This is a genomic window from Arthrobacter sp. 9V, assembly GCF_902506065.1.
GTDB lineage: Bacteria > Actinomycetota > Actinomycetes > Actinomycetales > Micrococcaceae > Arthrobacter.
In genome coordinates, this window is sequence record NZ_LR732912.1 from 1923148 (window position 1) to 1948403 (window position 25256).

General features: G+C 61.4%; 25 protein-coding genes. 11 read left to right on the top strand and 14 right to left on the bottom strand.

Going from position 1 to position 25256, the window contains the following annotated elements:
- Positions 1–134 precede the first annotated feature (134 nt).
- A complete protein-coding gene (locus BACI9J_RS09010) occupies positions 135–2225 on the top strand; it encodes a primosomal protein N' (RefSeq protein ID WP_159734066.1) in 2091 nt (696 codons plus the stop codon).
- An 18-nt stretch (positions 2226–2243) separates the two neighbouring features.
- Here BACI9J_RS09010 and BACI9J_RS09015 read toward each other — a convergent pair whose 3' ends face one another.
- From BACI9J_RS09015 to BACI9J_RS09030, 4 genes are read right to left on the bottom strand one after another with little or no spacing between them, the layout of a single operon-like run.
- On the bottom strand, positions 2244–3329 hold the full coding sequence (locus tag BACI9J_RS09015) for a glycosyltransferase family 4 protein (RefSeq protein WP_159734067.1): 1086 nt from the start codon (positions 3327–3329) through the stop codon (positions 2244–2246).
- Positions 3326–4288 (bottom strand): alpha/beta fold hydrolase, encoded by a 963-nt coding sequence (locus BACI9J_RS09020; protein ID WP_159734068.1) that lies wholly within the window; start codon positions 4286–4288, stop codon positions 3326–3328. Before BACI9J_RS09020 ends, BACI9J_RS09015 begins: the two co-directional genes overlap by 4 nt.
- Before the next feature lie 11 nt (positions 4289–4299).
- Entirely contained in the window at positions 4300–5196 is an 897-nt protein-coding gene (locus BACI9J_RS09025) for an aldo/keto reductase (RefSeq protein WP_159734069.1), read from the bottom strand.
- A 34-nt stretch (positions 5197–5230) separates the two neighbouring features.
- On the bottom strand, positions 5231–6193 hold the full coding sequence (locus BACI9J_RS09030; RefSeq protein WP_159734070.1) for a sugar-binding transcriptional regulator: 963 nt from the start codon (positions 6191–6193) through the stop codon (positions 5231–5233).
- A 122-nt stretch (positions 6194–6315) separates the two neighbouring features.
- On the opposite strand from BACI9J_RS09030, the gene BACI9J_RS09035 reads away from it, so the two are divergent.
- The 5 genes from BACI9J_RS09035 (at position 6316) to BACI9J_RS09055 (ending at position 14514) form a co-directional block, all read left to right on the top strand.
- Entirely contained in the window at positions 6316–8097 is a 1782-nt protein-coding gene (locus BACI9J_RS09035) for a glycerol-3-phosphate dehydrogenase/oxidase (protein WP_159734071.1), read from the top strand.
- A 169-nt stretch (positions 8098–8266) separates the two neighbouring features.
- Positions 8267–9019, top strand: a complete 753-nt coding sequence (locus BACI9J_RS09040) for an MIP/aquaporin family protein (protein WP_159734072.1) — start codon at positions 8267–8269, stop codon at positions 9017–9019.
- Between the two features lie 80 nt (positions 9020–9099).
- Positions 9100–10614 carry a glycerol kinase GlpK gene (gene glpK, locus BACI9J_RS09045; RefSeq protein ID WP_159734073.1) on the top strand — a complete coding sequence of 505 codons (1515 nt, stop codon included), beginning with the start codon at positions 9100–9102 and terminating at the stop codon, positions 10612–10614.
- 328 nt (positions 10615–10942) lie between these two features.
- A complete protein-coding gene (gene leuS / locus BACI9J_RS09050; protein ID WP_159734074.1) occupies positions 10943–13471 on the top strand; it encodes a leucine--tRNA ligase in 2529 nt (842 codons plus the stop codon).
- Between the two features lie 59 nt (positions 13472–13530).
- Entirely contained in the window at positions 13531–14514 is a 984-nt protein-coding gene (locus BACI9J_RS09055; RefSeq protein ID WP_201296543.1) for a DegV family protein, read from the top strand.
- A 171-nt stretch (positions 14515–14685) separates the two neighbouring features.
- On the opposite strand, the gene BACI9J_RS24315 is transcribed toward BACI9J_RS09055, so the two are convergent.
- On the bottom strand, positions 14686–14829 hold the full coding sequence (locus BACI9J_RS24315) for a hypothetical protein (protein WP_236558604.1): 144 nt from the start codon (positions 14827–14829) through the stop codon (positions 14686–14688).
- A gap of 84 nt (positions 14830–14913) precedes the next feature.
- On the opposite strand from BACI9J_RS24315, the gene BACI9J_RS24320 reads away from it, so the two are divergent.
- The 3 genes from BACI9J_RS24320 to BACI9J_RS09070 all read left to right on the top strand — a co-directional run bounded on the left by BACI9J_RS24320 (position 14914) and on the right by BACI9J_RS09070 (position 17317).
- Positions 14914–15411: a ComEA family DNA-binding protein gene (locus BACI9J_RS24320; protein WP_236558614.1), complete on the top strand. Its 498-nt coding sequence runs from the start codon at positions 14914–14916 to the stop codon at positions 15409–15411.
- Between the two features lie 67 nt (positions 15412–15478).
- Positions 15479–16234, top strand: coding sequence for a DUF4131 domain-containing protein (locus BACI9J_RS09065; protein ID WP_159734076.1), 756 nt, complete (start codon positions 15479–15481; stop codon positions 16232–16234).
- A 306-nt stretch (positions 16235–16540) separates the two neighbouring features.
- A complete protein-coding gene (locus tag BACI9J_RS09070; RefSeq protein ID WP_159734077.1) occupies positions 16541–17317 on the top strand; it encodes a hypothetical protein in 777 nt (258 codons plus the stop codon).
- A gap of 55 nt (positions 17318–17372) precedes the next feature.
- Here BACI9J_RS09070 and BACI9J_RS09075 read toward each other — a convergent pair whose 3' ends face one another.
- The 3 genes from BACI9J_RS09075 to BACI9J_RS09085 form a co-directional block, all read right to left on the bottom strand.
- On the bottom strand, positions 17373–17786 hold the full coding sequence (locus tag BACI9J_RS09075; protein ID WP_159734078.1) for a hypothetical protein: 414 nt from the start codon (positions 17784–17786) through the stop codon (positions 17373–17375).
- A gap of 87 nt (positions 17787–17873) precedes the next feature.
- A complete protein-coding gene (locus BACI9J_RS24615) occupies positions 17874–18590 on the bottom strand; it encodes a DUF4145 domain-containing protein (protein WP_328699822.1) in 717 nt (238 codons plus the stop codon).
- A gap of 133 nt (positions 18591–18723) precedes the next feature.
- Complete coding sequence (locus tag BACI9J_RS09085; protein WP_159734079.1) at positions 18724–19095, bottom strand: hypothetical protein; 372 nt, start codon at positions 19093–19095, stop codon at positions 18724–18726.
- A 268-nt stretch (positions 19096–19363) separates the two neighbouring features.
- Between BACI9J_RS09085 and BACI9J_RS09090 the strand changes: the two genes are divergently transcribed.
- Together BACI9J_RS09090 and BACI9J_RS09095 are read left to right on the top strand one after the other, a co-directional pair.
- The gene (locus BACI9J_RS09090) at positions 19364–19543 is read left to right on the top strand and encodes a hypothetical protein (RefSeq protein ID WP_159734080.1); all 180 of its coding nucleotides are present in this window, start codon (positions 19364–19366) and stop codon (positions 19541–19543) included.
- Entirely contained in the window at positions 19536–19733 is a 198-nt protein-coding gene (locus BACI9J_RS09095; protein ID WP_159734081.1) for a hypothetical protein, read from the top strand. The genes BACI9J_RS09090 and BACI9J_RS09095 overlap by 8 nt, the downstream gene beginning before the upstream one ends.
- 347 nt (positions 19734–20080) lie before the next feature.
- On the opposite strand, the gene BACI9J_RS09100 is transcribed toward BACI9J_RS09095, so the two are convergent.
- The 6 genes from BACI9J_RS09100 to BACI9J_RS09125 form a co-directional block, all read right to left on the bottom strand.
- Positions 20081–21067, bottom strand: coding sequence for a helix-turn-helix domain-containing protein (locus BACI9J_RS09100; RefSeq protein WP_201296545.1), 987 nt, complete (start codon positions 21065–21067; stop codon positions 20081–20083).
- A 154-nt stretch (positions 21068–21221) separates the two neighbouring features.
- Complete coding sequence (locus BACI9J_RS09105; protein WP_159734082.1) at positions 21222–21542, bottom strand: hypothetical protein; 321 nt, start codon at positions 21540–21542, stop codon at positions 21222–21224.
- A 2-nt stretch (positions 21543–21544) separates the two neighbouring features.
- Complete coding sequence (locus BACI9J_RS09110) at positions 21545–22372, bottom strand: hypothetical protein (protein ID WP_159734083.1); 828 nt, start codon at positions 22370–22372, stop codon at positions 21545–21547.
- Positions 22369–22797 carry a hypothetical protein gene (locus BACI9J_RS09115; protein ID WP_159734084.1) on the bottom strand — a complete coding sequence of 143 codons (429 nt, stop codon included), beginning with the start codon at positions 22795–22797 and terminating at the stop codon, positions 22369–22371. The genes BACI9J_RS09110 and BACI9J_RS09115 overlap by 4 nt, the downstream gene beginning before the upstream one ends.
- Before the next feature lie 31 nt (positions 22798–22828).
- A complete protein-coding gene (locus tag BACI9J_RS09120; RefSeq protein WP_159734085.1) occupies positions 22829–23479 on the bottom strand; it encodes a hypothetical protein in 651 nt (216 codons plus the stop codon).
- Positions 23480–23490: 11 nt separating this feature from the next.
- Positions 23491–25245 (bottom strand): hypothetical protein, encoded by a 1755-nt coding sequence (locus tag BACI9J_RS09125; protein ID WP_159734086.1) that lies wholly within the window; start codon positions 25243–25245, stop codon positions 23491–23493.
- Between the last annotated feature and the right edge of the window lie 11 nt (positions 25246–25256).

Below are 25256 nucleotides of genomic sequence, written 5' to 3' on the forward strand. Positions count from 1 at the left end.
GGGGCACCCTGTAATGTCAGTGCCCCATGATTGGCTGGTGCCACAGAGATGCCCGCAGCGGGTCGATCCCGCTGCGGGCATCCCGGGTTAAGAATGCGTGGGTTTTTCCACGCTCAGAGGTGGAGGTGAAGTGCATGGCAGGACACGAGGCCCAGCCGTCGTTGCTTCAACCCTCGTTGCTGCAGGGCTTTCCGGATCGCGCGGCGGCCGATGGTCCGCCACTCGCGGCAGAAAATCCGGTGGCGCGGGTGGTGCTCGAGTCGTCCCTGCCCCATTTGGACAGGCCCTTCGACTACAGCGTTCCAGCCGGGCTTGGCGAGGTGGCTGTGCCTGGCGTCCGGGTGAAGGTCAAGTTCAACGGCCAGGAGCTCAACGGCTACATCATCGAACGGCGCGCAGATTCGGATGCTGCCGCACCCCTGAGCACCCTGCACAAAGTGGTCTCGCCGGTTGCGGTCCTCACCCCGGCCGTCATGGAGTTGGCAGGCACCGTCGCTGCCCGATACGCCGGAACCCGCAGCGATGTCCTTCGAACCGCAATTCCGCCGCGGGTAGCCAAAGTGGAGAAGGAACTGCTGGCCGGCGAGCTGAACGCGGGCGTGGTTGACCTGAAGCCGGACACCGGGGCAAAAGCATGGTCTTCTTACGGCAATGGTGAGCCATATCTGCAGCACCTCGGAAGCGGCGGTTCCCCCAAAGCAGTGCTCACTGCTCTTCAGGGATTCGGGCCCGATGGTTGGCCGGCTTTGGTCGCTACGGCAGTCGCCACGGTTCGTTCCTCAGGACGCGGCGCGGTGGTGGTGGTGCCGGATTACCGCGATCTTGAGCGGTTGGAGGTAGCGCTTGGCAACGTCCTGCCCGCATCCGACGTCGCCCGGCTAACTGCTGATGACGGGCAAACTCCCCGCTACAGGAACTTTCTCAGGCTTCTGAGCGGTGCAGCGGGAGTGGCTATCGGCACTCGTTCGGCGGCTTATGCCCCCGTACACGATCTAGGTTTAGTGGTGTGCTGGGACGACGGCGACGACCTCCACATTGAGCAACGGGCTCCTTATGCGCACACCAGGGAAGTCTTGTTGTTGCGTGCGGAGCAGGAGAACGCTGCGTGTCTGATGGCCTCGCACAGTCGAAGCACCGAACTCCAACGCCTTGTTGAGATGCAGTGGGCGGTGCCCATTGAAGCTCCGCGACCTACTGTCCGCGCCACGGCACCCAGGGTTCTCAACACTGCGGACAGCTTCGAACAAGAACGTGACCCTTTGGCGCGCATCGCGCGTCTGCCCGGCGCGGCGTGGCGGGCGGCGAAGGAAGGCTTAGAGGTGGGCCCTGTCCTGGTCCAGGTGGCCCGGGCCGGATACGCCCCGTCCTTAGTGTGTGAGACGTGCCGGGAACTCGCGCGGTGCAATGCCTGCCAAGGCCCCTTGGCAGTATCCAGCAGTTCCGCCATGCCCGCATGCCGCTGGTGCTCCACACCCGCCCCGCAATGGCGCTGCAGCCACTGCAGCGGGACACGGCTGCGCCGGGGAGCGGCGGGGGTTATGAGGACTGCTGAGGAACTGGGGCGCGCCTTCCCCGGCAAAGCCGTGGTCACCTCTTCAGGCGAGCACATCAAAGCAACTGTCCCTGATACTCCCGCCCTGGTGGTTGCTACGGTGGGCGCTGAACCGGTTGCCCCCAACGGTTACGCGGCAGCCCTGTTGCTGGACGGCAACTCATTGCTCCGGCGCGAGAACCTTCGCGCAGGGGAGGACACCGTCCGCCGGTGGTTCAATGCCGCCTCCCTCGTGAAGCCGGCCGGCCAAGGGGGCCTCGTGGTGATTACTGCCGACGACACCGCGGCGACGGGAGCACTGTTGCGGTGGGATGCCGCCGGCTTCGCCTCACGCGAACTGGCCCTCCGAAAGGAACTGCAGCTGCCGCCAGCGGTGCGGGTGGCATCCGTGACCGGGTCGAGGGCCGACGTCGTGCATTTTGCCGAAGCCTTCGACGCCAGCGCGCCGCGGGGCACCAAACTCCGCAGCGCGGGGCCCGCCCCGATTCAGCTGTTCTCCGGCGCGCAACCGTCTGCCGGCGAGGCCGATGCGGACGTCAGGACGCTCTACTTCATTCCCTACGCAGATGCCGCAGAAACCACCCGTGCCATGCGGGCTGTGAAAGTCGCCAGCGCTGCCAAGCGCACGTCCGGGCCGGTGCAGTTGCGTTTGGACGGGGTGGACATCCTCTAGCCCCGCCGGGGCCTTGCGTTAACGCTGATTGCGTTGACGTCCAGCCACGACTTCCTGGGCGGCAGCCAGCAGCTGCCGGGCCGATTCGTCCCAGTTGAATTGCGCAGCGCGTTCCACCGAAGACCGGGAACGCTCCTTCCAGAGAGAGTCCTCGCCGAGCGCAGTTACAGCCGCAGCGAATTCCGCCGCCGATTCGGGGTGGACGTAGCTCACTGCGTCACCGCCCACTTCACGGAAGATGGGGATATCACTTGCTATAACGGGAGTGCCCAAGGCCATGGCCTCCACCAGCGGCAAGCCGTATCCTTCAGCTCGTGACAGGCTGACCAGTGCGGTGGCCCGCAGTAGCAGTTCGTCGTATTCGGTGTCAGTGACACCGTTGTGGAACACCACCTTGGCTCCGGAGGGAACCAACGCCTCCAATTCAGCTTTGCGTTGGGGAGTGATCCGGCTGAGCAAGTGCAGGGTGTAATCCTCCAGCCCGGACATCCCCCGGATCATGGTTTCCACGTTCTTGTAGGGCATGAACGAACCCATGTAGAGCAGCGACTTCTCTGCGCCGGCTTCAGGGTCCCGAGGTGTTTGACCGGGTTGGGGTGCGTTCCCTACGATGCGAACCGGACGCTTTGTCAGCTTGTACTTCGCCATGAGGGCCTCAGTGGTGCGGCTGATGGTGGCCACAATGTCCGCGCGGTTGAGCAAAAGCCGCTGAGGCCAGAACGCCTTATGGTATAGCCTCCAGAGCAAGCGCACCGGTGCGGGCAGGAAGCCCGGAGGAGCCGGGTGTTCGTAGTAAATGAGGTCGTGCAGGGTCAGGACCAGCCCGTACTTGCGGCCCAAGGTTCCCATGGTCTGCATGGGACACACCACCACGTCAGCGCCCAAGGGGTTGACTTTGCGGGCCACGAACAATTCCAAGGGTGACAGCGGGCTGTTGACCATCACGTATGGGACGTCCGGCAGTAGGGCCAGTTGCCGCTTGTCGCTGATGAGCATGGTGACATCGGCGATTTTGGATGTTGCGGCTATGAGGCTGGAACCGTAGCGGCTGATGCCATCGTGATGGTCCGTTCGGGTAAAGCGGGCGTCGATGACAATTTTCACGCGGGATGTTCCTCCAGGAAGGTGCGGATTGCTTCAGCGGCCGGAACCGGCGTCTCGTAATGGATGAGATGCCCGACGTCGGGAATCACTTCCAGCGTGGCCTCTGGTAGTCGCTTCATGAGCTTGTGCTGGTTGGGAAGGGTGGCAATCTCATCTTTTTCGCCGGCAATCAGCAGAACCGGGAGGGTCAATTGCTCAGCGACTTCAGCTACGTTGCCTGAGACGGAGGCCTTGAACGATTCGAGCAGGCTCTTCCTGTCGGCGAAAGCACTGAAGTAGGCGTCGTGCTGGCCGTGGATGAAACGGCGAAGGTTCTTGTCTTTGGTTTTGGCCATGGTGATGCTCATGATGCGAACGATCATCCGGTTGCGAAGGACGGCAAGTCCCAGCGGGCGGGGAAGTTTGGCGGATACCTGGTAGTAGAGCACCGCCAGCTTGGTCATGATGCCTTTGGGACCCTCCAACGCCGGAGCGGCAATGGGGTTGATGAGGATCAGCGGGTAGATGGCTCCCGGATTCGCCGCGGCAAAGTGGCTGGCGACGATTGAGCCGAAGGAGTGGCCCAGCAGCACAGTGTTGTCATCCAAACCAAGTGCGCTCATGAAACCGGAGATGAACTTTCCATAGCGTTCAACGGTGTGTTCGTCCTCGTGGAAGGGTTCCGAGCTCCCGAAGGCAGGCAGGTCCGGCATGATAATGCGCATTTCGGGAAGGTGATCGGCCACTCGCAGCAATCCGTGGTGGTCTCCCCGGAACCCATGGATGACCAGGATGGTGCGGGTCTTCGGCGTGACGCGGACCGGTTGGTACGTCCAGTACGCAACCTTGCTGCCGTCCACTTCGACGCCGGAGGCGCTCGTCCTGCCCGGCAGGGTTGTGCTGAAGAATTCGTTGGCGGCCTGCGCGCCAAGGGAGGGGTGTGCCCCCGGCGTGGAGTGTGTGGTGTCCACGTTGTCCATACGTTTGGTCCCTACTTCACGTTGTCCGGGTGTGATCCCGTTCGATGATGGCGTTCGAGTGCTGCCATGCCGTCCATGTCCGCGGCGTCCAGATCGAAATCGAAGACGGCGAAGTTTTCCTTGATCCGCCCCGACGTGCTTGCTTTGGGGATCACCAGGTTTCCCAACTGTAGATGCCATCGCAGAATGATCTGGGCCGGCGTGCGGCTGTACTTTTCAGACAGCGAGAGGATGGCGGGGTCCGCAAGTACCTGCCCGCGGCCAAGGGGGCTCCACGCCTCGGTGCGGATTCCGAGTTGCTCGTGAAAAGTCCGCAACCTGCTCTGCTGCAGCCAGGGGTGCAGTTCAATCTGGTTGACGGCGGGAACCACCTCGGCCTTTTGCATCAGCTCGTCGAGATGTGCCGGCTGGAAGTTGGAAACACCGATCGCCCGCACCTTGCCCTCCCTGTAGAGGGTTTCCATGGCTTTATAGCTTTCGATGAACAAACCGCGCCCGGCGCACGGCCAATGGATGAGGTAGAGGTCCACGTAGTCGAGCCCAAGGTTCGCCATGGATGTGTCAAAGGCGCGCAGCGTGGCATCGTAGCCGTGGTCATCGTTCCAGACCTTGGTGGTGACGAAGACGTCCTCACGAGTGAGTGCGTGCACGGATTCACCGGAGCCGCCGGTACTTCTGTTGGCTTCGGTCGCATCTGAGATTGCGCCGCCCAAAGCCCGGCCCACACCTACTTCGTTGCCGTACATGGCTGCGGTATCAAATCTTCGGTAGCCCTCGCCCAAGGCCGTGGAAACCAACGCTTCTGCATCCTGGGCGGGAACTTTGTAGAGTCCGTATCCCATGCGGTCCATCTGTACGCCGTTGTTGAGCGCCAACCTATTCGATGTCAGCTTGGAAGGGGATCTCATAGCAACGACTCTACCTATTCCTTGCACGATTGCTTCAGGAATGGCCGTTGAAACTCACCAGGCGTCGGGCTGAGGCTTCGTCCAAAATAAGGTCTGTTGCCAGCCCGGCCGCCAAGGCTCCCTGGAGTCCGTTGATTTTGGACGCTCCGGAGACCACGCAAATCCGCCGCCTGACTTGACGCAACTGTTCATGGCCGGGACCGGTGGACCGCTCATTAAGGGTGATGCCGTCCGAGGAACCGTCGCTGCGGAAGAAGACCGTTGCCACGTCACCTACGACGTCGTCGGCAGCCAGCATGGTGAGATCGTGTTCATCCAGGTAGCCGCCGGCGTACACATGGCTAGGGTAGTCCGAGTCCACTGATCCGACGCCGAAGATGGCGATGCTCATGCGGGCCTGCAAGTCCAGGATGCGTTGAACGCTGCGCTCATTCCACATGGCTGTCTTGGTGGAGGCATGATCAAAAAATGCAGGAACGGGGAACTGCTCCACGCGCGCACCGTACGCACTGCCGAAGCGCCGCATGATGTCACTGGCATAGGTAATTCCTGTGGTTTGCATGTTTCCGGCGCCGTTGAGTTGAACCACGATGCTGTCGTGGGTCACCTTGCGGGTGAGGTGCCGGCTGACCGCGCTCAGGGTAGCGCCCCAGGCCACGCCGATGATTGCGTTTGAGTCCACCAGGGGGCCGATTGTTCTTGCAGCCTGCATGGCTACGCGGTCCAGGGTCTCGGCCTCGTTGAGAGTATCCAGCACAGGAACCACGTGGACGTCCACGCCGTACTGGTTCCTTATCTGGCTTTCCAGCTCAGGACCTGTATCGAACGGGCTTCGAATCTGGACCTGAACCAGGCCTGTTTCCCTCGCCGAGGACAACAGCCTGGAGACAGTGGAGCGCGACGTCCGGAGCTCCCGGGCAATCGCATCCATGGTCAGGTCCTGGAGGTAATACATCTGTGCAGCCCGGAGCGCATCCGAGTGACGTGATCGTGCCATCTCATTTCCTTACTGCACGTTTGTGCAAATAGCTTGACTCCATTTTCCACCTTCGCAAGATTAGTGGTGAACGGTGCAGCAGCGAGTGGCGCGGCGCACGAACCAAGCCCAAGGGAGCAGTTTTGGGACACAACAAGATTTCCGGTACCTCACAGCACACTCAGCGCGACTCCGTCGTTGCCCTGCAGGAGCGGCCTTCGGCCAAGGTACTCATCATCGGCGGGGGCATCAACGGTGTGGGAACGTTCCGCGATCTCGCCCTCCAAGGCGTGGACGTGGCACTTGTTGAACGCGGCGACTATTGCCAGGGCGCCAGCGGAGCTTCCTCCCACATGATTCACGGCGGCATCCGCTACTTGGAGAACGGTGAGTTCCGCCTGGTCCAGGAGTCCGTGGTAGAGCGCAACAGGCTCCTGCGGATCGCTCCGCACTACGTGAAACCGCTGCAGACCACCATTCCGATTTTCAGCACGTTCTCCGGCATCCTGTCAGCACCCATGCGCTTTCTCACCCACAAACAGGGCAAGCCCAAGGAACGCGGCGCGTTCCTCATCAAGGTCGGCCTGAGCATGTACGACTTCTTCTCCCGCGACGGCGGCAGCGTACCCCGCCACCAGTTCCACGGCCGGACCAAGGCCCTGGCGGAACTTCCCAAACTTCCTTCAAATCTGAAGTATGCGGCCACCTACTTTGACGCTTCCGTCCATAACCCCGAACGCCTGACCCTTGACGTCCTGCAGGACGGCGAGAAGGCAGGCCGGGGCGGGGGACTGCCGGGCGGCACAGCCCGCGCCAGCAATTACGTCTCGCTCGTGTCCATGGGCTCGGACGGTGTCCGGCTCCGAGATGAACTGACCGGCAAGGAATTCGACTTCCAGGCTGACGTCATCGTCAACACCACAGGTGCCTGGGTGGACCTCACCAACCAGGCCATGGGCGCGGTCAGCAAGTTCATGGGCGGCACCAAGGGATCGCACATCGTCCTGGACCACCCGGAACTGCTCGCAGCCTGCAACGGCCGCGAAATCTTCTTCGAGCACACCGATGGCCGCATCGTCCTGATCTACCCCATGGGAGACCGCGTCCTGGTTGGTACCACAGATGTGGATGCTGACATGTCCGAAGACGCTGTATGTACTGAAGAAGAAATCGACTACTTCTTCGATCTCGTCGGCCATGTTTTCCCCACCATCAAAGTGGAGCGCGATCAGATCGTGTACAGCTTTGCCGGTGTTCGTCCCCTGCCGCGCCACGACGCGACGCAGCCGGGCTTCGTCTCACGCGACTACCGCATTGAACGCAGCGTCCGCTCCGGCAACGACTCAGTCGCGACGCCGGGCGGTAAGGCCGCCGTCGTGCTCAGCTTGGTGGGCGGCAAGTGGACCACCTTCCGCGCCCTCGCCGAGCACATGACCAACGACGTCCTGCGCGAACTGGGAATGGAACGCAAAGTCTCGACGGCGAAACTCGCCATCGGTGGCGGCACCGGCTTCCCTGCCACGGAACAAGGTGAGCAGGAATGGATCAAGAAGCACATGGGTCCGGGCCTGGACGCTGACCGCGTAGCTGTCCTGCTGACCCGTTACGGAACCAGGGCCGAGGAAGTCATCAACTACCTGAACGCCGGACACGACGCGCCACTGCGCTCCACCCGCGAACTGAGCATTCGGGAATTGGCTTTCATGGCAGAGCACGAGCAAATTGGGCACCTGGTGGATGTCCTCATCCGCAGGACCTCGCTCGCGTTCCGTGGCCTTGTCACCGGCGAGTTGCTCAATGAGATCGCAGCGGCATTGGCCGGGCCACTCGGTTGGGACGCTGCAGCCCGTGAGGCAGAAATCCGCCACGCCCAGGACGTACTGCAACGGTTCCACAAGGTAGACGTGCACAGTCTCGTAGCCTGAGCCCAGGCAGCGGAAACAGCTTGACCGTCCCAGCGTGCGGTAGGGACGGAATGGGGTAGGTGGGCCCGCCAGGGGACCACCACACCGGGACGGTTCCGGAGACAACGGAACCGTCCCAACAGCCTCTTCACCCGCGAGGAGGCTGACAACAGAAAATGAGGAGTCAAAGATGTCTCTTGGAATTGTTTTCCTTTCCGAAGTATTCGGAACCATGATGCTGACCCTGCTGGGTTGCGGCGTCGTGGCAAACGTTGCGCTCAAAGGCACCAAGGGTTACAACGCTGGATTCTTGATGGTGACGTGGGGCTGGGGTATTGCGGTCTTCGCGGGCGTTTTTGTGGCCGCAAAGTCCGGTGCGCACCTTAACCCGGCCGTTACTTTGGGCCTGCTTGTCAACGGCAAAGCCGAGTACGCCCCGGACGTGGCCGTCACGTTCGCTTCCACCTTGACGTACTTCGGTGCTGAATTGCTGGGCGCCTTCCTGGGTGCAGTTCTTTGCTGGCTCGCTTACAAGCAGCACTTCGATGAAGAACCCCTCGCAGCGAACAAGCTGGGCACCTTCTCCACCGGCCCGGCCATCCGCTCCACCGCCTGGAACCTCATCACCGAAATCATCGGCACGTTCGTTCTGGTCTTCGTCATCCTGACCTTCGCCGGCACCCCCAATGAACTTGGTCCGCTTGCCGTTGGCCTGCTTGTTGTCGGCATCGGTGTCTCACTGGGTGGCCCCACCGGCTACGCCATCAACCCTGCACGTGACCTCGGCCCCCGCATCGCCCACGCTCTGCTACCCATCAAGGGCAAGGGCAGCAGTGACTGGGCCTACTCCTGGATCCCGGTGGTAGGACCGCTGGTTGGCGGCGCCCTTGCAGGCGTAGTTGCCCTATGGGTCCCGGACATCATGCCGGCAATCGCCGGCTAGTTCTGCACAGGCTCGCACCACCCACCCGCACGTTGTACATCATCACCTGATTAGCCAACAACCCAGACAAGGACGTCACCATGAATCAATACGTCATCGCCATCGATCAAGGCACCACCAGCTCCCGCGCCATCGTCTTTGACCACACAGGCAACATCGTCTCCACCGGCCAAATGGAACACGAGCAGATCTTCCCGCAGGCCGGCTGGGTGGAGCACAACCCCGCCGAGATCTGGAACAACACCCGGGAAGTTATTGCCTCCGCCCTGTCCAAGGCGAACCTGACACGGCACGACATTGCCGCCGTCGGCATCACCAACCAGCGCGAAACCGCCGTTGTGTGGGACAAGAACACCGGCGAGGCCGTCTACAACGCGATCGTCTGGCAGGACACCCGCACACAGCCCATCGTCGACGAACTGGCACGGGACGGGGGAGTGGAGCGCTTCAAACAGAAGGTGGGCCTTCCGCTGGCAACGTACTTCTCCGGCACCAAGATCAAGTGGATCCTGGACAACGTGGAGGGTGCCCGGGAACGGGCCGAAGCCGGCGACCTCCTCTTCGGCAACACCGATGCCTGGGTCCTCTGGAACCTGACCGGCGGCGTGGACGGCGGTGTGCACGTCACCGACGTCACCAACGCCTCCCGCACCTTGTTCATGGACCTCGAAACACTCCAGTGGGACCAGGAAATCCTGGACGTATTTGGTGTCCCCGCCTCCATGATGCCCGCCATCAAGTCCTCCTCTGAGGTTTACGGCCACGTCCACACTTCGCAATTGCTCCGGGAAACACCGGTGGCCGGCATCCTTGGTGACCAGCAGGCAGCAACCTTCGGGCAGGCGGCATTCCAGCCGGGCGAAGCCAAAAACACTTACGGCACGGGCTGCTTCCTGATCTTCAACACCGGCGAAGAGATCGTTCACTCCAAGAACGGGCTCCTCACCACCCTCGGATACAAGCTGGGCGACGCAAAGCCGCACTATGCCCTCGAAGGATCCATCGCCGTCACGGGATCCCTGATCCAGTGGCTCCGCGACAACCTCGGCATGATCAGTTCCGCTCCTGAAGTAGAGGAACTGGCCGCCGGCGTAAAGGACAACGGAGGCGTCTACATCGTCCCGGCCTTCTCCGGACTGTTCGCACCATATTGGCGCGCCGATGCACGCGGTGCGATCGTCGGGCTCACGCGGTTCGCCAACAAGGGCCACATTGCCCGCGCGGCACTGGAAGCAACTGCTTTCCAGACGCGCGAGGTACTCGACGCCGTCAACGCTGATTCGGGTGTACCGCTCACGGAGTTGAAGGTCGACGGCGGTATGGTGGCCAACGAGGCTCTCATGCAATTCCAGGCAGACATCCTGGGCGTACCGGTTGTTCGTCCGAAAGTGGTCGAAACCACCGCCCTCGGCGCGGCCTACGCTGCCGGCCTCGCCGTCGGCTTCTGGAAAGACCTCGGTGAGCTCAGCGCAAACTGGAACGAAGACAAGCGCTGGGAGCCGCAGCTTCCGGCAGAGGAGCAGGAGCGTCAGCTGCGCCTCTGGAAGAAGGCCGTGACAAAGTCCATGGACTGGGTGGACGAGGACGTGAAATAAGACCAGCGACATGGCGCCTTAGCTGTTATGGGGGCCCCGCCCGCTTCGCGGACGCCCGAAGCCGCTCCCGGGCCCCCATAACAGCACGGCGTCATTGAGCCGGTCTGCAAGCCACGTGCTGGGCCGCCAACCGTGATTCGTCGGTGAGTGGATGGATAATCGTGCGCTATTGTAGATCTATGCGTGCGATCCTTCTGCTTAGCTAGCCGCTCGGCTTTCATAGCCGTGCGGCCGCCCCTCCATTTGTTGAGGGGCTTTTGTGTGTCCGGGACATTCCGGTGACATAGCAGGAGTCAAAACCGCCATCGAAGAACAGAAGAGGGCAGCAGTGAGCGTTCAGCCGGAGACAGAGACCGGAACAGCACCAACAGCCGCAGCCGAAGCGCCTGAAGAGGGCGTCTACAGCTTCGCTGCGATGGAAGCCAAGTGGCCGCAGGTCTGGGAAGACCTCAAAGTCTTCACCCCCGTCGACGACGGTTCCCGGGAACGCCGCTACGTGCTGGACATGTTCCCCTACCCCTCCGGCGACCTCCACATGGGCCACGCGGAAGCCTTCGCCATGGGCGACGTCGTAGCGCGCTACCTGCGCCAGAAGGGCTTCGATGTCCTCCACCCCATTGGTTGGGACTCGTTCGGACTGCCCGCGGAGAACGCGGCGATCAAGCGCAACGCCCACCCCAGCGAGTGGACCTACGCCAACATTGACACCCAGGCAGCCTCCTTCAAGCGTTACGCGATCTCTGCCGACTGGTCCCGCCGCATCCACACCTCAGACCCCGAGTACTACCGGTGGACCCAGTGGCTGTTCAAGCGCTTCTACGAGCGTGGCCTGGCGTACCGCAAGGACTCACCGGTCAACTGGTGCCCCAAGGACCTCACCGTCCTGGCGAACGAGCAAGTTGTCAACGGTGCTTGTGAGCGTTGTGGCACACCCGTCACCAAGAAGTCCCTGAACCAGTGGTACTTCAAGATCACGGACTACGCAGACCGTCTCCTCGAGGACATGGATCAGCTGCAAGGTCACTGGCCCGAGCGCGTTCTGGCCATGCAACGCAACTGGATCGGCCGATCCGAAGGCGCCCACGTGCGCTTCGTCATCGAAGCAACCGAGGACCGTGCCGAGCGCGAAGTTACTGTTTTCACCACGCGGCCTGACACCCTCTACGGTGCAACGTTCTTCGTGGTCGCAGCTGATGCCCACCTGGCACTGGATTTGGTGACCCCGGAACAGCACGACCAACTGATGGCCTACCGCGAGAAGGTCAAGGCACTCTCCGAAATTGAACGCCAGTCCACCGAACGTGAGAAGACCGGCGTCTTCACCGGCCGCTACGCCATCAACCCGCTCAACGGAGAAAAACTCCCCGTATGGGCCGCCGACTACGTCCTTGCCGACTACGGCACAGGCGCCATTATGGCCGTCCCGGCACACGACCAGCGAGACCTCGACTTCGCCAAAGCCTTCGGACTGCCCGTCCGCGCAGTGCTGGACACCGGCGCCGAAGACCCGGCAGAGACCGGTGTTGCCACTGCCGGCGAAGGCACGCTCAAGAACTCCGGCGAACTGGACGGGCTGACCAAGTCCGAAGGCATTCCCGCAGCAATTGAGATCCTGGAGAAACTGGGAACCGGCGAGAAATTCGTCAACTTCCGGCTGCGTGACTGGCTGCTGAGCCGCCAGCGTTTCTGGGGCACCCCCATCCCCATCATCCACTGCGGTGAGTGTGGCGAAGTGCCGGTCCCCGATGACCAGCTTCCGGTGAGGTTGCCGGACAACCTCCGCGGTGAGGCCTTGTCACCCAAGGGAACTTCTCCGCTGGCTGCCGCCGTCGAGTGGGTCAACGTTCAGTGCCCCAACTGTGGCCGTGCTGCACAGCGGGACACGGACACCATGGATACGTTCGTGGACTCGTCCTGGTACTTCCTGCGGTTCGTCTCGCCGGACTATACCGAGGGTCCGTTTGATCCCGAAAAGATCAACAACTGGATGCCTGTTGGACAGTACGTAGGCGGCGTGGAGCACGCCATCCTCCACCTGCTGTACGCCCGCTTCTTCACCAAGGTCATCAAAGACATCGGCCTGATCGAGGCCAACGAGCCGTTCTCCGCGCTGCTTAACCAAGGTCAAGTACTCAACGGCGGCAAAGCCATGAGCAAGTCCCTCGGCAACGGTGTGGATCTGGGCGAGCAGTTGGACAAGTTCGGCGTCGACGCCGTCCGCCTCACCATGGTCTTTGCCTCCCCGCCGGAGGACGACGTCGACTGGGCGGATGTGTCGCCGTCGGGTTCTGCCAAGTTCCTGGCCCGTGCCTGGCGCCTTGGCCAGGACGTCACCAGCGAACCCGGTGTGGATCCTGCCACCGGTGACCGTGCCCTGCGCACCGTTACACACAAGACCATTGCCGATGCCGCTGAGCTCCTGGACAACAACAAGTTCAACGTGGTGGTTGCCCGCCTGATGGAACTGGTCAATGCAACCCGCAAGACCATCGACTCTGGTGCAGGTGCTGCAGATCCCGCCGTTCGTGAAGCCGTTGAAGCCGTAGCAGTAATCCTGAGCCTCTTTGCGCCCTACACGGCCGAAGACCTCTGGAACACCCTGGGCCACCCGGCCTCGGTAGCAAATGCGGGCTGGCCACAGCACGATGCCGCCTTGCTGGTGCAGGACACCGTCACCGCCGTGGTTCAGGTCCAGGGCAAGGTTCGCGACCGCCTGGAAGTTTCACCGGACATCACTGAGGACGCGCTGCGTGAACTTGCGCTGGCCTCCGACAACGTCCAGCGGGCCTTGGACGGCCGCGGCATCCGCACGGTGATCGTGCGGGCACCTAAACTGGTGAACATCGTTCCTGCCTAGCAGGTATTGAGCGGCCGCCGGCAGTCTGCCGGCGGCCGGCCATCATCTTTGGAGGTCGCGTGCCTGAGCGAGAACCACCTGCATGGCTGTGGCTCAAAGAAAGAGTGGCGCGTCTGCGGCAACCAACCGCGCCGGCTCCTGCCGCTGAGGTGCCGTTGGCCGCCGTCGTCAAGACTGCGATCGTCACTGATTCCGCAGCAGCGCTGCCTCCGGACTGGGTGTCTGCCTTCACCGCCGACGGCCGCCTCGCAGTTGTTCCCATGCCGGTGATGGTGGGCACCGAAATCTACGGCGAGGGCGAAGACGACATCACCCAAACCCTGTCCTTGGCCCTCGCTTCGGGCGCCTCGGTAAAAACGTCACGGCCATCACCCGGGCAGTTTGAGCAGGCGTACCTTGCTGCCCAGCGCCACGGTTTCGAGTCTGTGGTGTCCATCCACATTTCATCCGAACTTTCCGGGACCGCTGATGCCGCCCGACTGGCCGCCGCACGGGTCACTATCCCGGTTGAGATAGTTGACTCACGTACCGTTGGCATGGCACAGGGAATGGGTGTACAGAGTGCGGTCGTAGCAGCAGCCGACGGCCAGGGAGCGGCGGAAGTCCGCGGCTTCGCCGAAAAGCGCATGGAACGCACCAGGGTCTATTTCTACGTACCCAGCCTCGAACAACTGAGGCGCGGTGGCCGCATCGGTGCGGCAGCCTCCTTGTTCGGTACCGTCCTTGCCATCAAGCCCATCCTGGCGGTCGACGGCGGCAGGATCGTTCCGCTGGAAAAGGTACGTTCCGCTGTGCGCGCCATAGCCCGCCTTGAGGAGATTGTCGCCGCGGATGTCGCTTCCCGCCCCGCAGGCCAACAGCGTTTGGCGGTTCACCATTTTGGTAACCAGCTGGAAGCCGAAGCCTTGGCGGCCCGCTTGACCGAGCAATGTCCGGACTGCCCGGCGCCCCAAATCAGCGCGCTCCCGGCCGTTCTGGCAGCACATGCAGGATTGGGCGTTCTTGCGGTCATCGTGGGGGAGAGCAGTACGCCTACGGACTGATCCCTGGCCTTATCCACATAGAGCATTTTGGCCACGTCGTTCCAGTAGTGGTAGCCATAGGCTCGAAAGATGCCACGCCGGAACCGGGACGCCTCCCCAGATGCCGCAAGGCGGGCAGCCCGGCAGCGTTTTACTTCCCGATTGGGTTCGGACACTCAAGCCCTTCCACTATTACAGTTGCCAGTCGAGCTTGGTTCTGCTTTTGATGATCCAGACCCCGACGTCCAGATGCAGCAAACGCGAACCCGGTGGCGCACCCCGTGGAGGGTAGCTGCCTTCTTGGCCATCTTGGGCGTTGGCATCATTGCTTGGCACTTGTGGCAGTCTGCTGTTGGACAGCCACGCTCCGAACCGCTCAGTCCGTCACTTTCCTCCAGTTCTGCATTGCCGGAATCCCCGGTGTCCCCTCAGCCGGAAGCAACAGATGCCGGTGAGAGGGTGGTGGTGCACGTGGCCGGTGCCGTGCAGAAGCCCGGCATCGTGTCCCTGCCCCAAGGAAGCAGGGTCTTTCAAGCGATACAAGCCGCCGGGGGTGCTGCGTCCGACGCAGACCTTAACGGGCTCAACCTCGCCGAAGTGCTCAGTGACGGCGTGAAAATTCACGTGCCGGTCATAGGGGAGATGCAGGTGGCACCATCCCCTCCTGGTGGCGGCTCCGGCAGCAACGGGGGAACCGCGGCCCCCGCGGCCAAGGGGGCGAAGGTAAACATCAACACAGCCACGCTGGAGGAATTGGGCACTCTGCCCAGGGTCGGGCCTGTAACTGCACAAGGAATCATCGATTGGCGAAAGGAGCACGGACCTTTTGCTTCTGTAGATGAACTTGACGCGGTTGAGGGCATTGGACCCAAGCTCATGGAGTCACTCAAAGACCTGATCGCGGTACAGGGTGGCTGAGCCACTGGGGTTGACCGGGCTTGCTCGGCCTACAAACACTACAGGTAGCCCAACGCAAGCGAAACGCATGGACCTTAGGCTGGTCCCTGCTGTGCTGGTGACCTGGTTCGTTGCTTTTGCAGGGTCGCTGATTGGTGCCGCTCTATCAGCAGCTCTGGCGACGGTCATGGCGCTGGCGGGGGCCCTGCTGCTTGTGGTGGCACGCAGGCATCGCCCCAACGCGCATAGGGCAAGAACCATATGTGCCACCCTCGCACTGGCAAGTGTTCTTGGTGCGGCGGTGGCTGTAAGTTGCGCTGTCACGGCCAACGCACGGGAACAGGGGCCGTTGGCTCAAGCTGTGGCAGGGAGTAGTGGTGTCCTAATCGAAGTTCGCATCACCGCAGTTCCTGCAGAGGTCCCTATGCCTGGCCACTCCGGCGGAAAGCGGTGGTCTGCTGCTGCGGCCTTGGTTGAGGTCACTTCCAAGGGTTCCGTAACCCGGGGTTCCGCAAACGTGATGGTGGTCGGTGGCAATGGCTGGCAGGACGTGCGGCCCGGTCAGCGCGTCAGAACCTCAGGAACGCTGAAAGCTGTACGTGAGGGACAGTCGGATGCCGCTGTCCTGTCCGCATCCTCAGCACCTGTTCTCATCGCGGATGATTTTGATGTCCGGCAGTCTGCTTTGGACGTGAGAAGACAGTTCGTCAGTGCATCGGCTTGGCTGCCTCCGGATCCGGCTGGCCTGTTGCCGGGAATGGTCACGGGGGACACCAGCGTGCTGCCGGAAAGTCTTGAGGCGGATATGAAGACAACGGGCATGACACAACACAAATCGGGATAGGCAGTGTTATGAGTAAGCGTCGAAAAGCAACGATGGCGAGTGCTGAATGAGCCGCCCTGACGCGGCAGTCGTAGAACAACGAGGGCGGGACACTTTCCACCTAACGACACCACCTCAGTGGGCGTTGTCAAACCACCACCCATCATCCAGTAACAGTCGGCATCGGCATGCGCCGGAAGCCATCAACTTCCCGCTGGCGCTTCGAGGGCTGCATGATGTTTGAGGACAATTGCCCCAACTCACACCCCGGAAGACCACACCATGGAAATGCGACCCAACGCCCAAGCGGAACCAAGTATCAAAACCATGATCATCCAGCACTTCGCACTAATCGCTTCAGGGGTTCTGGTGGTCTTTTGCGCCATTCGCATTCTGATTTTTGCAGCAGGGGACGTGAGCATCGCACTTGCTGTCCTGAACACTGGACAGCAATTCACTATCCTCACCTCCACACTCTTCTCCCTGGTGTCTGCAGCCTCCTTCTTCGGGCTCTTTCTCCCACAACTGAGCAAGTACGTGTTTCCAAACGTGCCGGCCTCCAAGAGCATCCTTTCCACGGGACTGCAATCGGTCCTACTTCCGTTGTGCGTAATTGTGGCTATTTTGACCCTTCCGGTCCTCCAAATTGCCATGGGCACGGCGGGCTTGGCGCTTCTTGCTGTAATGAGCCTCATCCAAGCCAGAAAAAGAAAGCGAGGCACGGCCAGAAAGGCCACAGATGCAGTGAACAGAGGCTGGATCCAGCGGGAAGGGCCAACATTTCTGGTCAGCATGATCGTTGTGACACAAGCCACTGCTCTCGTCAGTACTCCGTGGGTCCCTACCGAAACGATCAGCGTCAATCAGGGCGACCAGCAACGGGAGATCTCCGGTTACGTGATCGGCGAGCAAGGGAAGCAAACGTTGGTGGTCGCCGTCAAAAGGAATGCTGTCACATGGATCAGTGAGGACAACCTCAAGGAGCGATTCCTCTGTGCCAGCGGCGGAAAACTCCAAGATTGGTACTGGAAGCCATTGACCGAGGTATTCCCTACCCCAGCTGCCGCCACGAGACCGGCACGGCCAGAATGCAAAGAAGGATAGATCGATCCGTCGTGTGCCTGACAACTTAGAAGGACGTGATTCGGATGCTTGGGAACTAGCGGATCCGATTCTTAGCCTTGTTGGCGTTAGCGCGGTTCTTAGCCTTGTTGGCCTTAGCGCTGGCATCTTGCACTTGCTCCCACGCTTCGTGGCAGTAGTTGTAAGCCATAGTGCTGATAGTCAGCGCGAAAGAACCGCCGAGAAGGTAGATCGAAATCAAGACGACCCACTCTGCAAGTGGCGTGGACCCTCTGCCCGCCGCTATGTGAAGACAGAGTATTGTCGAGAAAATCGCCCCGGCCGCTGCCACATAGCGAGCAACATTGTTGATAAAGCCGGTCCATGCGTAGAACCGGGGACGATTGATCGCGGATACCCTGGGCAGCAATTTCTGCTCGAGCATCATCGCGATCAGTAGGGCGGGAAAGACCTGGGCGACAAGGCCAGCGAAAGATTCAGAAATCTGCACGCCGAATATTACCCCGATACGCCCCCATCACCTACAACGCCGTCAGGGTGGCGCGTCCAAATGCGGATGCGCCACCCAGCCCGCTAACTAGGAGTTGCGGGCAGCCGTACGAGCATCCGCGGCATCCTTGAGGCGCTGGAGTTTCGCTTTCGACTGGTAGACATCATGAAGGATGAGATCCATGAATGTCAGAACGCCGTCAGCGTCCTCAGCGTCAACTGGCACCGTGAAATCACCATGAGCCATGTCATTCCCAAAGACGCGAACCGTGTTGGCGGTATCCTTGGCGAACTGGTTAATGAGCCCGGCAGTGAACATGGCTTCGATCTTGTTGTACAGGCTGCCGGTGGTGATTCCGTTTTCCTTTGCAACGGATTCGATGACCGCTCGGGCCATCAGTATGGATGACATAAGAGCATCAATGCTGCGGCATTTGTGGGCCTCTGATGCGGGAATTCCCACAACGTCTGGGACGTCGGGGAAGTCTTGGCCCTGGACATACCTTGGGGCCCAGTCTGAAGGATCGTTTTGAGACCAGAAGTTCACATTGTTCCCAACATCGCCCGCTGTCGTGGGCCGCTGCGGACGCCGGAGTCCGCCGACATTGAGACGCCCACAGTTGTCACACCTGAACGACGACTCGTTCCATCCAGTGCCCATTCCGTTCACGTCAGGAACCCAGTTACCTGGCCCAATTACTGTCATGTGGCTATGCGTCCCGCAGCGGCCGCAAGTTGTGCTTGCCATATTTCTCCCTCGTCGTCGGCCCTGATCCTGATCCTGATCCTGATCCTGAATAAACATACCGGGACACGACGCCGCCGCTGAAAAGACAAGAAACCGCCTGATCCGCACGGAGGCCGCTGTGGCGTACCACCCGCAGACTGTTGCACTCCTCCATCAACGCCGCCGGACACAAGCAAGACCGGTCAGCCGCCTACTGCGAAAGAAACCCCGGGAGCCTCTTGCCCCACTGCACCCCGCGCAGCCATTCCGGGCACCGGTTGTACTCATCGATGTCCCACTCTGATTCAGTGACCGGCCGGACCGATTCCTTGGGCAACCAAGCGGTGAGGCTGTCCTTGTCATCGTCGTACCAGTTGACGCTGATCTGCGTGCCGTTCCAGTACTTCGCCTCGGCATAGACAGCAACCGTCCCGCCGGCCTTCAGCGGCACTTGCGCGAGCACTTTGGGGTAATGGCCCATCTCCCACGATTTCACCTCGTTCACGGGCCCCTCGCGCTCCGGGTGAGCAAAGTCGTACCTCTGCCCGTCAAGCAGGAACGATGTGGGCGGGAGGATTGGCATGGTTCCATGTTGCCCTAAATCCCAAGGTGTAGCGCGCTTGCCCTTTGGGTGTAGCGCGCTATACTTTCTATATCGGACAAGGAAGGAGGTACGAATGGAAGTACTGGGACTGGCAGTTATGACGGCCAGCCTGATCGCGGCGATAATCCAAATCATCATCGCGTGGCCCCGCAAAGGGAAAGGCAGACGTCGTAAGTAGCCAATAAGGGAACCGGGCTAGAGAAAGTAGCCCGGTTCCCCTCCCAGCCTACCTACCATTCGAAAACATATGAAGATCACCAAAGACCCACTATTCATCACCATCATCTTTACCGGCATCGCCATCGGGGCCGGGGCCATGCTCGCAGGTGACAAGTACCCGGCAGCCAGTCTTGGAATCCTGGCCGCATGGGTGGTCGCTGCGGCGATTGCAGCGGTCATCCTCACGAAGCGTCGCCGGCATGGTTGAGCTGGAGAAAGTGCGGGCGGCGGCCGAGGCGAAGACCAAAGCCACCGCTGAGGCAACCCGCCTCGAGCTGGAGCTCCGTGAGCTGATCCAGGAAGCGTTCGCTGACGACAACGTCCGGCTCAAGGATCTGATTGAAGCCACCGGTCTATCCAAGGCGAGGCTGTACCAGATCCGGGACGGTAGGCGCTGAATGGCGAGCATGAGGACCACGGGCCGCAACCGGACCACTGAAGAGGGGCGTCAATGAAGATAGTCAATGTTGGTAGTAGCTTTCCGCAGAACCCGGTAGCCGCTACGCGAGATTGCCCTGCTAAGTCCAGCAATCTGGGGTTTGAAGTGTCCTGTGTCCTAGCGGCGGGGCATGAGGGCCGGCACATTGCTGCCAACGCGGACATGGTTGTTGTCGAAGCTTGGGGACAGTAACGAGAAAATGCCCTCATCCGGTCAGGGGTCCTATGCCGGCTGCACGTGCCCACCCTGGCATGACCCACGGTTCACAGCACCGGTGAATCCGAGCCGCGAGCTGCAGAGAGAGAACTAGCGTCCTCGTCCTGCCGTCTTCCTTACCAATTCGCACAGCACTGCCCTCGAAGTGGTACCCGTCTTTCGGAGGGCATTGGAGATGTGGTTTTCGACGGTGCGGACGCTGATCTCCAGATATTCCGCGATCTCCCAGTTCGTCATTTCGCCGGCCAGGGCGGACAACTCGACTTCGCGGGGTGTGAGTCGGACGCCGGCGGGGTTTGCCGTTGGCGCGGTGTCCGGTTTGGGGAGCAAGGCAACCACCTGTTCGGGGCTGAGTTCTGACTGCATTTCTTCAAGGGTGCCTGCCATATGTTCGTTCGAAAGGGAATCGGAGGTCATCTTCCATTCCTTACCGTTGAGGGAGAGCTGTCCAGCCAGCACGGCCGCCTGGACGATTCGAACAACGAGCTTGGGGTTTCCTTCCGAAGCGGAGACGAGCCGTGCTGCCGCCGCCCTGGTCAATGGGTTTCCGAGCGTCCTTCTTGCAAGCGAACTGGTTTCTGAATCGGAGAGTGGATGCAACCGGATGACGGCTTCGGAGCGTCTAGCGAGCAGGGCTAAGTGATCCTGCCCCAAGGGTGTGGACGCTGGAGCTGAGGTCACGAGCGGGCAATCAGTACGCCGGAGAACGTCTTCGAGCACTGCGAGGGAGTGCTGGTCGACGTATTGGATGTCATCGATCATTATGACGGGCTGGTGTTGGGCTGCGAGTTGGGCGGATAGTGCATTGGCGAGGTGAACGACTCTTGTGCGTCCTGGCCTTGTGGCCAACTCGAGGGCGTCAATTGCAGCGAGCGGGATGTTCCGCTGGGTGCGGAGGGCGTTGATGACGCGGGGTGTGTGGCCGAAGCGTTCCAGCCGGGTTACTAACTCCGCTATTACCGTCGACTTGCCGCTGCCCGCGGCTCCAATGATCCGAACGCCATTTCCGGGTTTGATCATTTCGATAGCTCGCCCGATCTCTCCTTCGAACAGACCTTCTGTTTCTTGTTTTGCCATTCCACAACTCCACTGCAAACCTAGGGCTGTCCTGATGCCGAACAGCTTGGACTCGACGAACGCCATTTCTTCATGCCAGTGGCGGTCTCGTGGGCTTCATGACGGCGGGCAATGCAAAAGAGCCCCCACCCAGGAAGGGTGGGGGCTCTCATGTCTATTTCTTGGAGCGTTTTCGCGTGTCTTGGACGCTCAGGTCACTTACCGGGCTCATCAAGAGGTGTTTGGCTCCGTAGTTCGGCGTTCTCGCGGAACCGAGGACAGCGCGGGTAAGCCAGTCGGGGAGGCGTGGTTCCAGCCAGCGCCAGAACGCGTACCAGGCACCGATGAGGACGGCCGCAACAACGGCGGACAGCGGCGTCCCGTACTCAAGCAATGCCACGCGGTGGGGTTCAAGGACCGGCAGCAGGCCGATTGTCCAGCCGATGAGTGAACCCCACAGGGCGGGGACAACGGTCCGGAGAAGGGACGTCAACATGCTCAGCCTTCCGTTGCAGCGAGTCGGGCACGGATAGCCTCAATGACAGCTTCGGCGTTGGCCTCGGTAACCAGTGTGGCCAGCGCTCCCGGAGAAACGCTATCCGCAATTTCCACCAGCACTTGGCCCTGCCCGAGCTGCTCGGTACGTACGTTTGCCTGGTCTTGGATGACCGCGATTTCCTTGCCATCACGAACAACGGTGGTTCCCCACCAGACTCGGGTGGGCAGTGCATCAAACGCTGCCCTTGTTTCCTCCCGATGCGCCGTCACGCGCTTCTGAGTTTCGATCAGCACCTTAGCGAGGCCAGGGTTATCCATGCGCCCGTCCCAGGCGTAGTCGCCTAGGAACACGTCGTTGATGTGGTCCTTGATTTCTTGAACTTCTGCAGCAGACAATTCGTCCTCCTGTGGGGATTGGGTGAAGCCGGTGTATTCGATGGAGTTGCTGACATTCACTACCCGAACGGTTTCGATGTCCTCGGACCAGCCGAGGTACATCAGTGGCAGGCCATAGCGGGCGTAGTAGCCCATAAGGTCCGCGAGGTTCGGGTGATGGTGTGGGACGGTTGAGTCGTCGCTTGTGGAGAAGATCGAACCGTCCGGCGCGCGCAGGACCACATGGCCCAAAGGTTCGTCGGCCATGAAGAACCACAACGGCACCCAAGCGTCCGGGAAATTCTGATCCCGATGCTTATATTGGGCGTTGGACCAGCCCGAGGTAGCGGACGGGTAGACGCCGCCGAGACCGAACGTTTCGCGGACGTACTGAAGGCAGTAGCCCGGTTCGCATGGGATGTGCGGGTTCGGCGTTATGAGTTGGGCTGTCATGAGGTGCCTCCTGTTTTGGTTCCGTAGCGTTCGTGCAGGTCATCGACCTTTCCGGCCAGTTCCTTCTGCTGCTCATCGGACTGCTTGGCGATGCCGATATGCTCCGCTAGCACCTCGGTCACCACGTCCAGCCTTTCCAACGCCTTATCGACGTCGTCGCGCAGGTTGGTGCTGTGCGAGTTCTGGACTTGGGCGCGTAGCGTTTCGAGCTGTGCCATGACTCCTGGCCGGGCAGGTTCGATGACCTCCCCTGATGCATCCTTGCGCTCCGGGGCGCCGTTCCAGTCCGAACCAATGGTTTCCAAGCCCTTGAAGATTTTGCGGAACGGTCTCCAGAACTTGAGGATCACGGCGAGGCAGGCGGTGATGACCGCGAGCGTCGAAATGATTTCACCAAGGGTCAGCCCGGCAAGCCATTCATTCATTGGTCCTCCAGCCGTTTGATCGCCATTGGGGTTAGGCAGGTAAGGCTTTGAAGGTGTCAAAGTCTGATTGGGTGTTGCCGCCTGCTGATCCGATGGCTATCAGACCTGCCCGTGTTGCTGTTGCGTAGGCCGCGTCGGTGAGGGTCAGTAAGGTCATGCCGTTTACCCTGCCCTCAATGGTTGATCCGTTGCAGCGCAACGAAAACCTGTCCCCAAGCACTGGCCGGTCAGCAGCGCCGGAAGCGGGCCCGTTCAGCAACCAGGTCAACACGCCACCGTCGAGCCTTGCCAGCAGCCAGCGGCTTGAGCCCGCACCAATGTACGCGGGGCCGAAGAAGAACCCGGACGTTCCGGCGGAGTTCGCGCGTACCATGACACCCGCGAGGCCCGTTTGGACCGTCGTGCCGTTGGCCGCCCAAACCGCCTCGACCTCCGCCGCGGGAATACCCAGGTCAATGAGGCAACCGGATTTCCCGGCCTCAATGGCTTTCACGCGCAACGCGGTTCCGGTGAGCGCGGGGGCTTCAGCGTTATGAACCGCAGCCCATGTCTTTCCGCCGATTTCTGTGGAACCCAGCACCGTCCCGGCTGCCCGGGTGAAGTTGTCTTTGGCGAGGATAGCGCGGGCCTTGGGTAGGGTGTCGGAGAATGTGGCGCCGATGGCGCGGATGATGGCGGTCATGGTTAGTCCTTTCAGGCCCAGCCAAGGGCGCGAACGCGGGGGGAAGTTGCTGCGGTGATAACGGAATAGCCCGCCCCGTTGGGGTGCAGGCCGTCCGCCCGTAGTGAGCGGGGGACAATACCCGTGGCGATGTCGGTAACGTCACCTGCCGTGGGGGTGATCCCGGCAGTAGCAAGGCCGTGCGTCAGGGCGAAGGAGTTGATGTCAACGAACCGCCGCCCCCACCGGTGCGAGGCTCGCCGGTTCCAGGCCATAACAGCGTCCCCGGCAGTGGTCCCAGGCGCTCCGGTGGCGCCGCACCATTCGCCAATGACTAGCCAACGATCATGCGGCAGCCAGTCGATAATGGCTTGAACCACCCCGAAGGTGTCATCGGATTCTGCCGAGTCCGGCAAGCCGAGCCCGTTGATGGCGGTATGGATGATGACCACACCACCGACAGCGGTTTGCGCGAACGATGGCATGAACGAGGCCCGGGCGCAGGGTGTTGCTGCTCCGGCTGTGTCCCTGGTGAAGAAGTACTGATCTCCGGCAAGGTGCGCAGCCCCGGATGTGGTTCCGGCTGGGCGGGTGATCGTGAGCTTGCCGGGGATCCCGGCAAGAGAGCCCCGCAGCCCTGTCAGGCCGTCGTTGTTCTGTCCGGTCGCAACGTTGGACCACAGCAGCGGCCACGCGGTATTCAACGCAATGCCGCGACCCTCCAGGTCCAGCTGGACTTCTACCGGCCCGGTTGTTGGGATGGATCCGCCCACGGGGTGGAGTTCCCAGACGAGCGCGCCGATGCGGGCGGCGATGGTGGATGCAATTTCACCACCAACGCCCAGGGTTGCGTGGGACGGCCAGCCCAGCGCAGTGCGCAGGTAGTCCGCTTCGGTGCCGTTCGAGGTGAACGAGTGCCCGATCGTTGTGATCTTCTTAGCCGCGGGCGGGGTCAAGGCGTTACGCATCGCTTCTACCGAGTGCGCCGGCCAGCCGCCGTCGTCCGTTTGGGCAATGACGCCTGCACGGTCAAAAGCATCCACGGCCACGAATGAATACCCCTCATAAGCGAGGCCTTGGAAGAGGCCGAACACTTGGGCCAGCAGCTGCTGAGACAAGGTCGTGGGGGTGCCGTCCTTGGTCGCTTCGAGGAAGTTACGCCTGCCGGCCTCGTCGGTGATGGCCAGCTCAACGTCCGTCTCATCCGAAAAGGCCGACTGTAGCAACGACCGGATGGCGAGTTCACCGTTCACGGCCGCTGCCGCTGCGTCGGTCACGGTCGAGTCCGCAGCAATGGCCTCCGCGACGAGCGGACCGATCAACGGTGGCAATTGAGTCTCAACCATGGGTGTCACGACCGCGGAGACCTGCCCAGGGATGTTGGCTCGGCTGATTCCGGCGTCAACCTGCGCATCTGTGGGGGCTCGCGCGAACTCGGCGGCCTGCGCGGCTGCTGCCTGTGCGCCCTGAGCCGCAGTTCTAGCCTGCTGTGCCTCCGTCTGCGCAGCCAGCGCATCCTCCCGCAGCCCCTTGTAGCTTGAGACCACGACTGTGAGCCCGCCCCCAACGAGTTTGAGCTGCGGGGACGTCGTGACCATCCAGGGAGTCACGGCGTCGCCCGTTGAGGTGATCGGGTTCGCCAACGGCATGCCGTTCAAGTCCTTCAGCACAAGGGGCACCGCGTTAAAGGTGTCATCTGCGTCATACACAGTGACTGGTGCGTTTGCGGCCCTCTCGAATGTGAACGGATCAGCAACCAGCGCGGGGTTGTGGATGTAGTCAGTCATGGGTTCTCCTT

What these genes read in the sequence shown, in the direction of transcription:
- BACI9J_RS09025 (WP_159734069.1), bottom strand. Translation starts at nt 5,196, where the DNA reads ATGAGATCCCCTTCCAAGCTGACATCGAATAGGTTGGCGCTCAACAAC.
- glpK (WP_159734073.1), top strand. Translation starts at nt 9,100, where the DNA reads ATGAATCAATACGTCATCGCCATCGATCAAGGCACCACCAGCTCCCGC.
- BACI9J_RS09065 (WP_159734076.1), top strand. Translation starts at nt 15,479, where the DNA reads ATGGACCTTAGGCTGGTCCCTGCTGTGCTGGTGACCTGGTTCGTTGCT.
- BACI9J_RS24615 (WP_328699822.1), bottom strand. Translation starts at nt 18,590, where the DNA reads ATGTTTATTCAGGATCAGGATCAGGATCAGGATCAGGGCCGACGACGA.
- BACI9J_RS09095 (WP_159734081.1), top strand. Translation starts at nt 19,536, where the DNA reads ATGGTTGAGCTGGAGAAAGTGCGGGCGGCGGCCGAGGCGAAGACCAAA.
- BACI9J_RS09090 (WP_159734080.1), top strand. Translation starts at nt 19,364, where the DNA reads ATGAAGATCACCAAAGACCCACTATTCATCACCATCATCTTTACCGGC.
- BACI9J_RS09070 (WP_159734077.1), top strand. Translation starts at nt 16,541, where the DNA reads ATGATCATCCAGCACTTCGCACTAATCGCTTCAGGGGTTCTGGTGGTC.
- BACI9J_RS09120 (WP_159734085.1), bottom strand. Translation starts at nt 23,479, where the DNA reads ATGACCGCCATCATCCGCGCCATCGGCGCCACATTCTCCGACACCCTA.
- BACI9J_RS09085 (WP_159734079.1), bottom strand. Translation starts at nt 19,095, where the DNA reads ATGCCAATCCTCCCGCCCACATCGTTCCTGCTTGACGGGCAGAGGTAC.
- BACI9J_RS09010 (WP_159734066.1), top strand. Translation starts at nt 135, where the DNA reads ATGGCAGGACACGAGGCCCAGCCGTCGTTGCTTCAACCCTCGTTGCTG.
- BACI9J_RS09110 (WP_159734083.1), bottom strand. Translation starts at nt 22,372, where the DNA reads ATGACAGCCCAACTCATAACGCCGAACCCGCACATCCCATGCGAACCG.
- BACI9J_RS09125 (WP_159734086.1), bottom strand. Translation starts at nt 25,245, where the DNA reads ATGACTGACTACATCCACAACCCCGCGCTGGTTGCTGATCCGTTCACA.
- BACI9J_RS09100 (WP_201296545.1), bottom strand. Translation starts at nt 21,067, where the DNA reads ATGGCAAAACAAGAAACAGAAGGTCTGTTCGAAGGAGAGATCGGGCGA.
- BACI9J_RS09115 (WP_159734084.1), bottom strand. Translation starts at nt 22,797, where the DNA reads ATGAATGAATGGCTTGCCGGGCTGACCCTTGGTGAAATCATTTCGACG.
- BACI9J_RS09040 (WP_159734072.1), top strand. Translation starts at nt 8,267, where the DNA reads ATGTCTCTTGGAATTGTTTTCCTTTCCGAAGTATTCGGAACCATGATG.
- BACI9J_RS09030 (WP_159734070.1), bottom strand. Translation starts at nt 6,193, where the DNA reads ATGGCACGATCACGTCACTCGGATGCGCTCCGGGCTGCACAGATGTAT.
- BACI9J_RS09020 (WP_159734068.1), bottom strand. Translation starts at nt 4,288, where the DNA reads ATGGACAACGTGGACACCACACACTCCACGCCGGGGGCACACCCCTCC.
- BACI9J_RS09105 (WP_159734082.1), bottom strand. Translation starts at nt 21,542, where the DNA reads ATGTTGACGTCCCTTCTCCGGACCGTTGTCCCCGCCCTGTGGGGTTCA.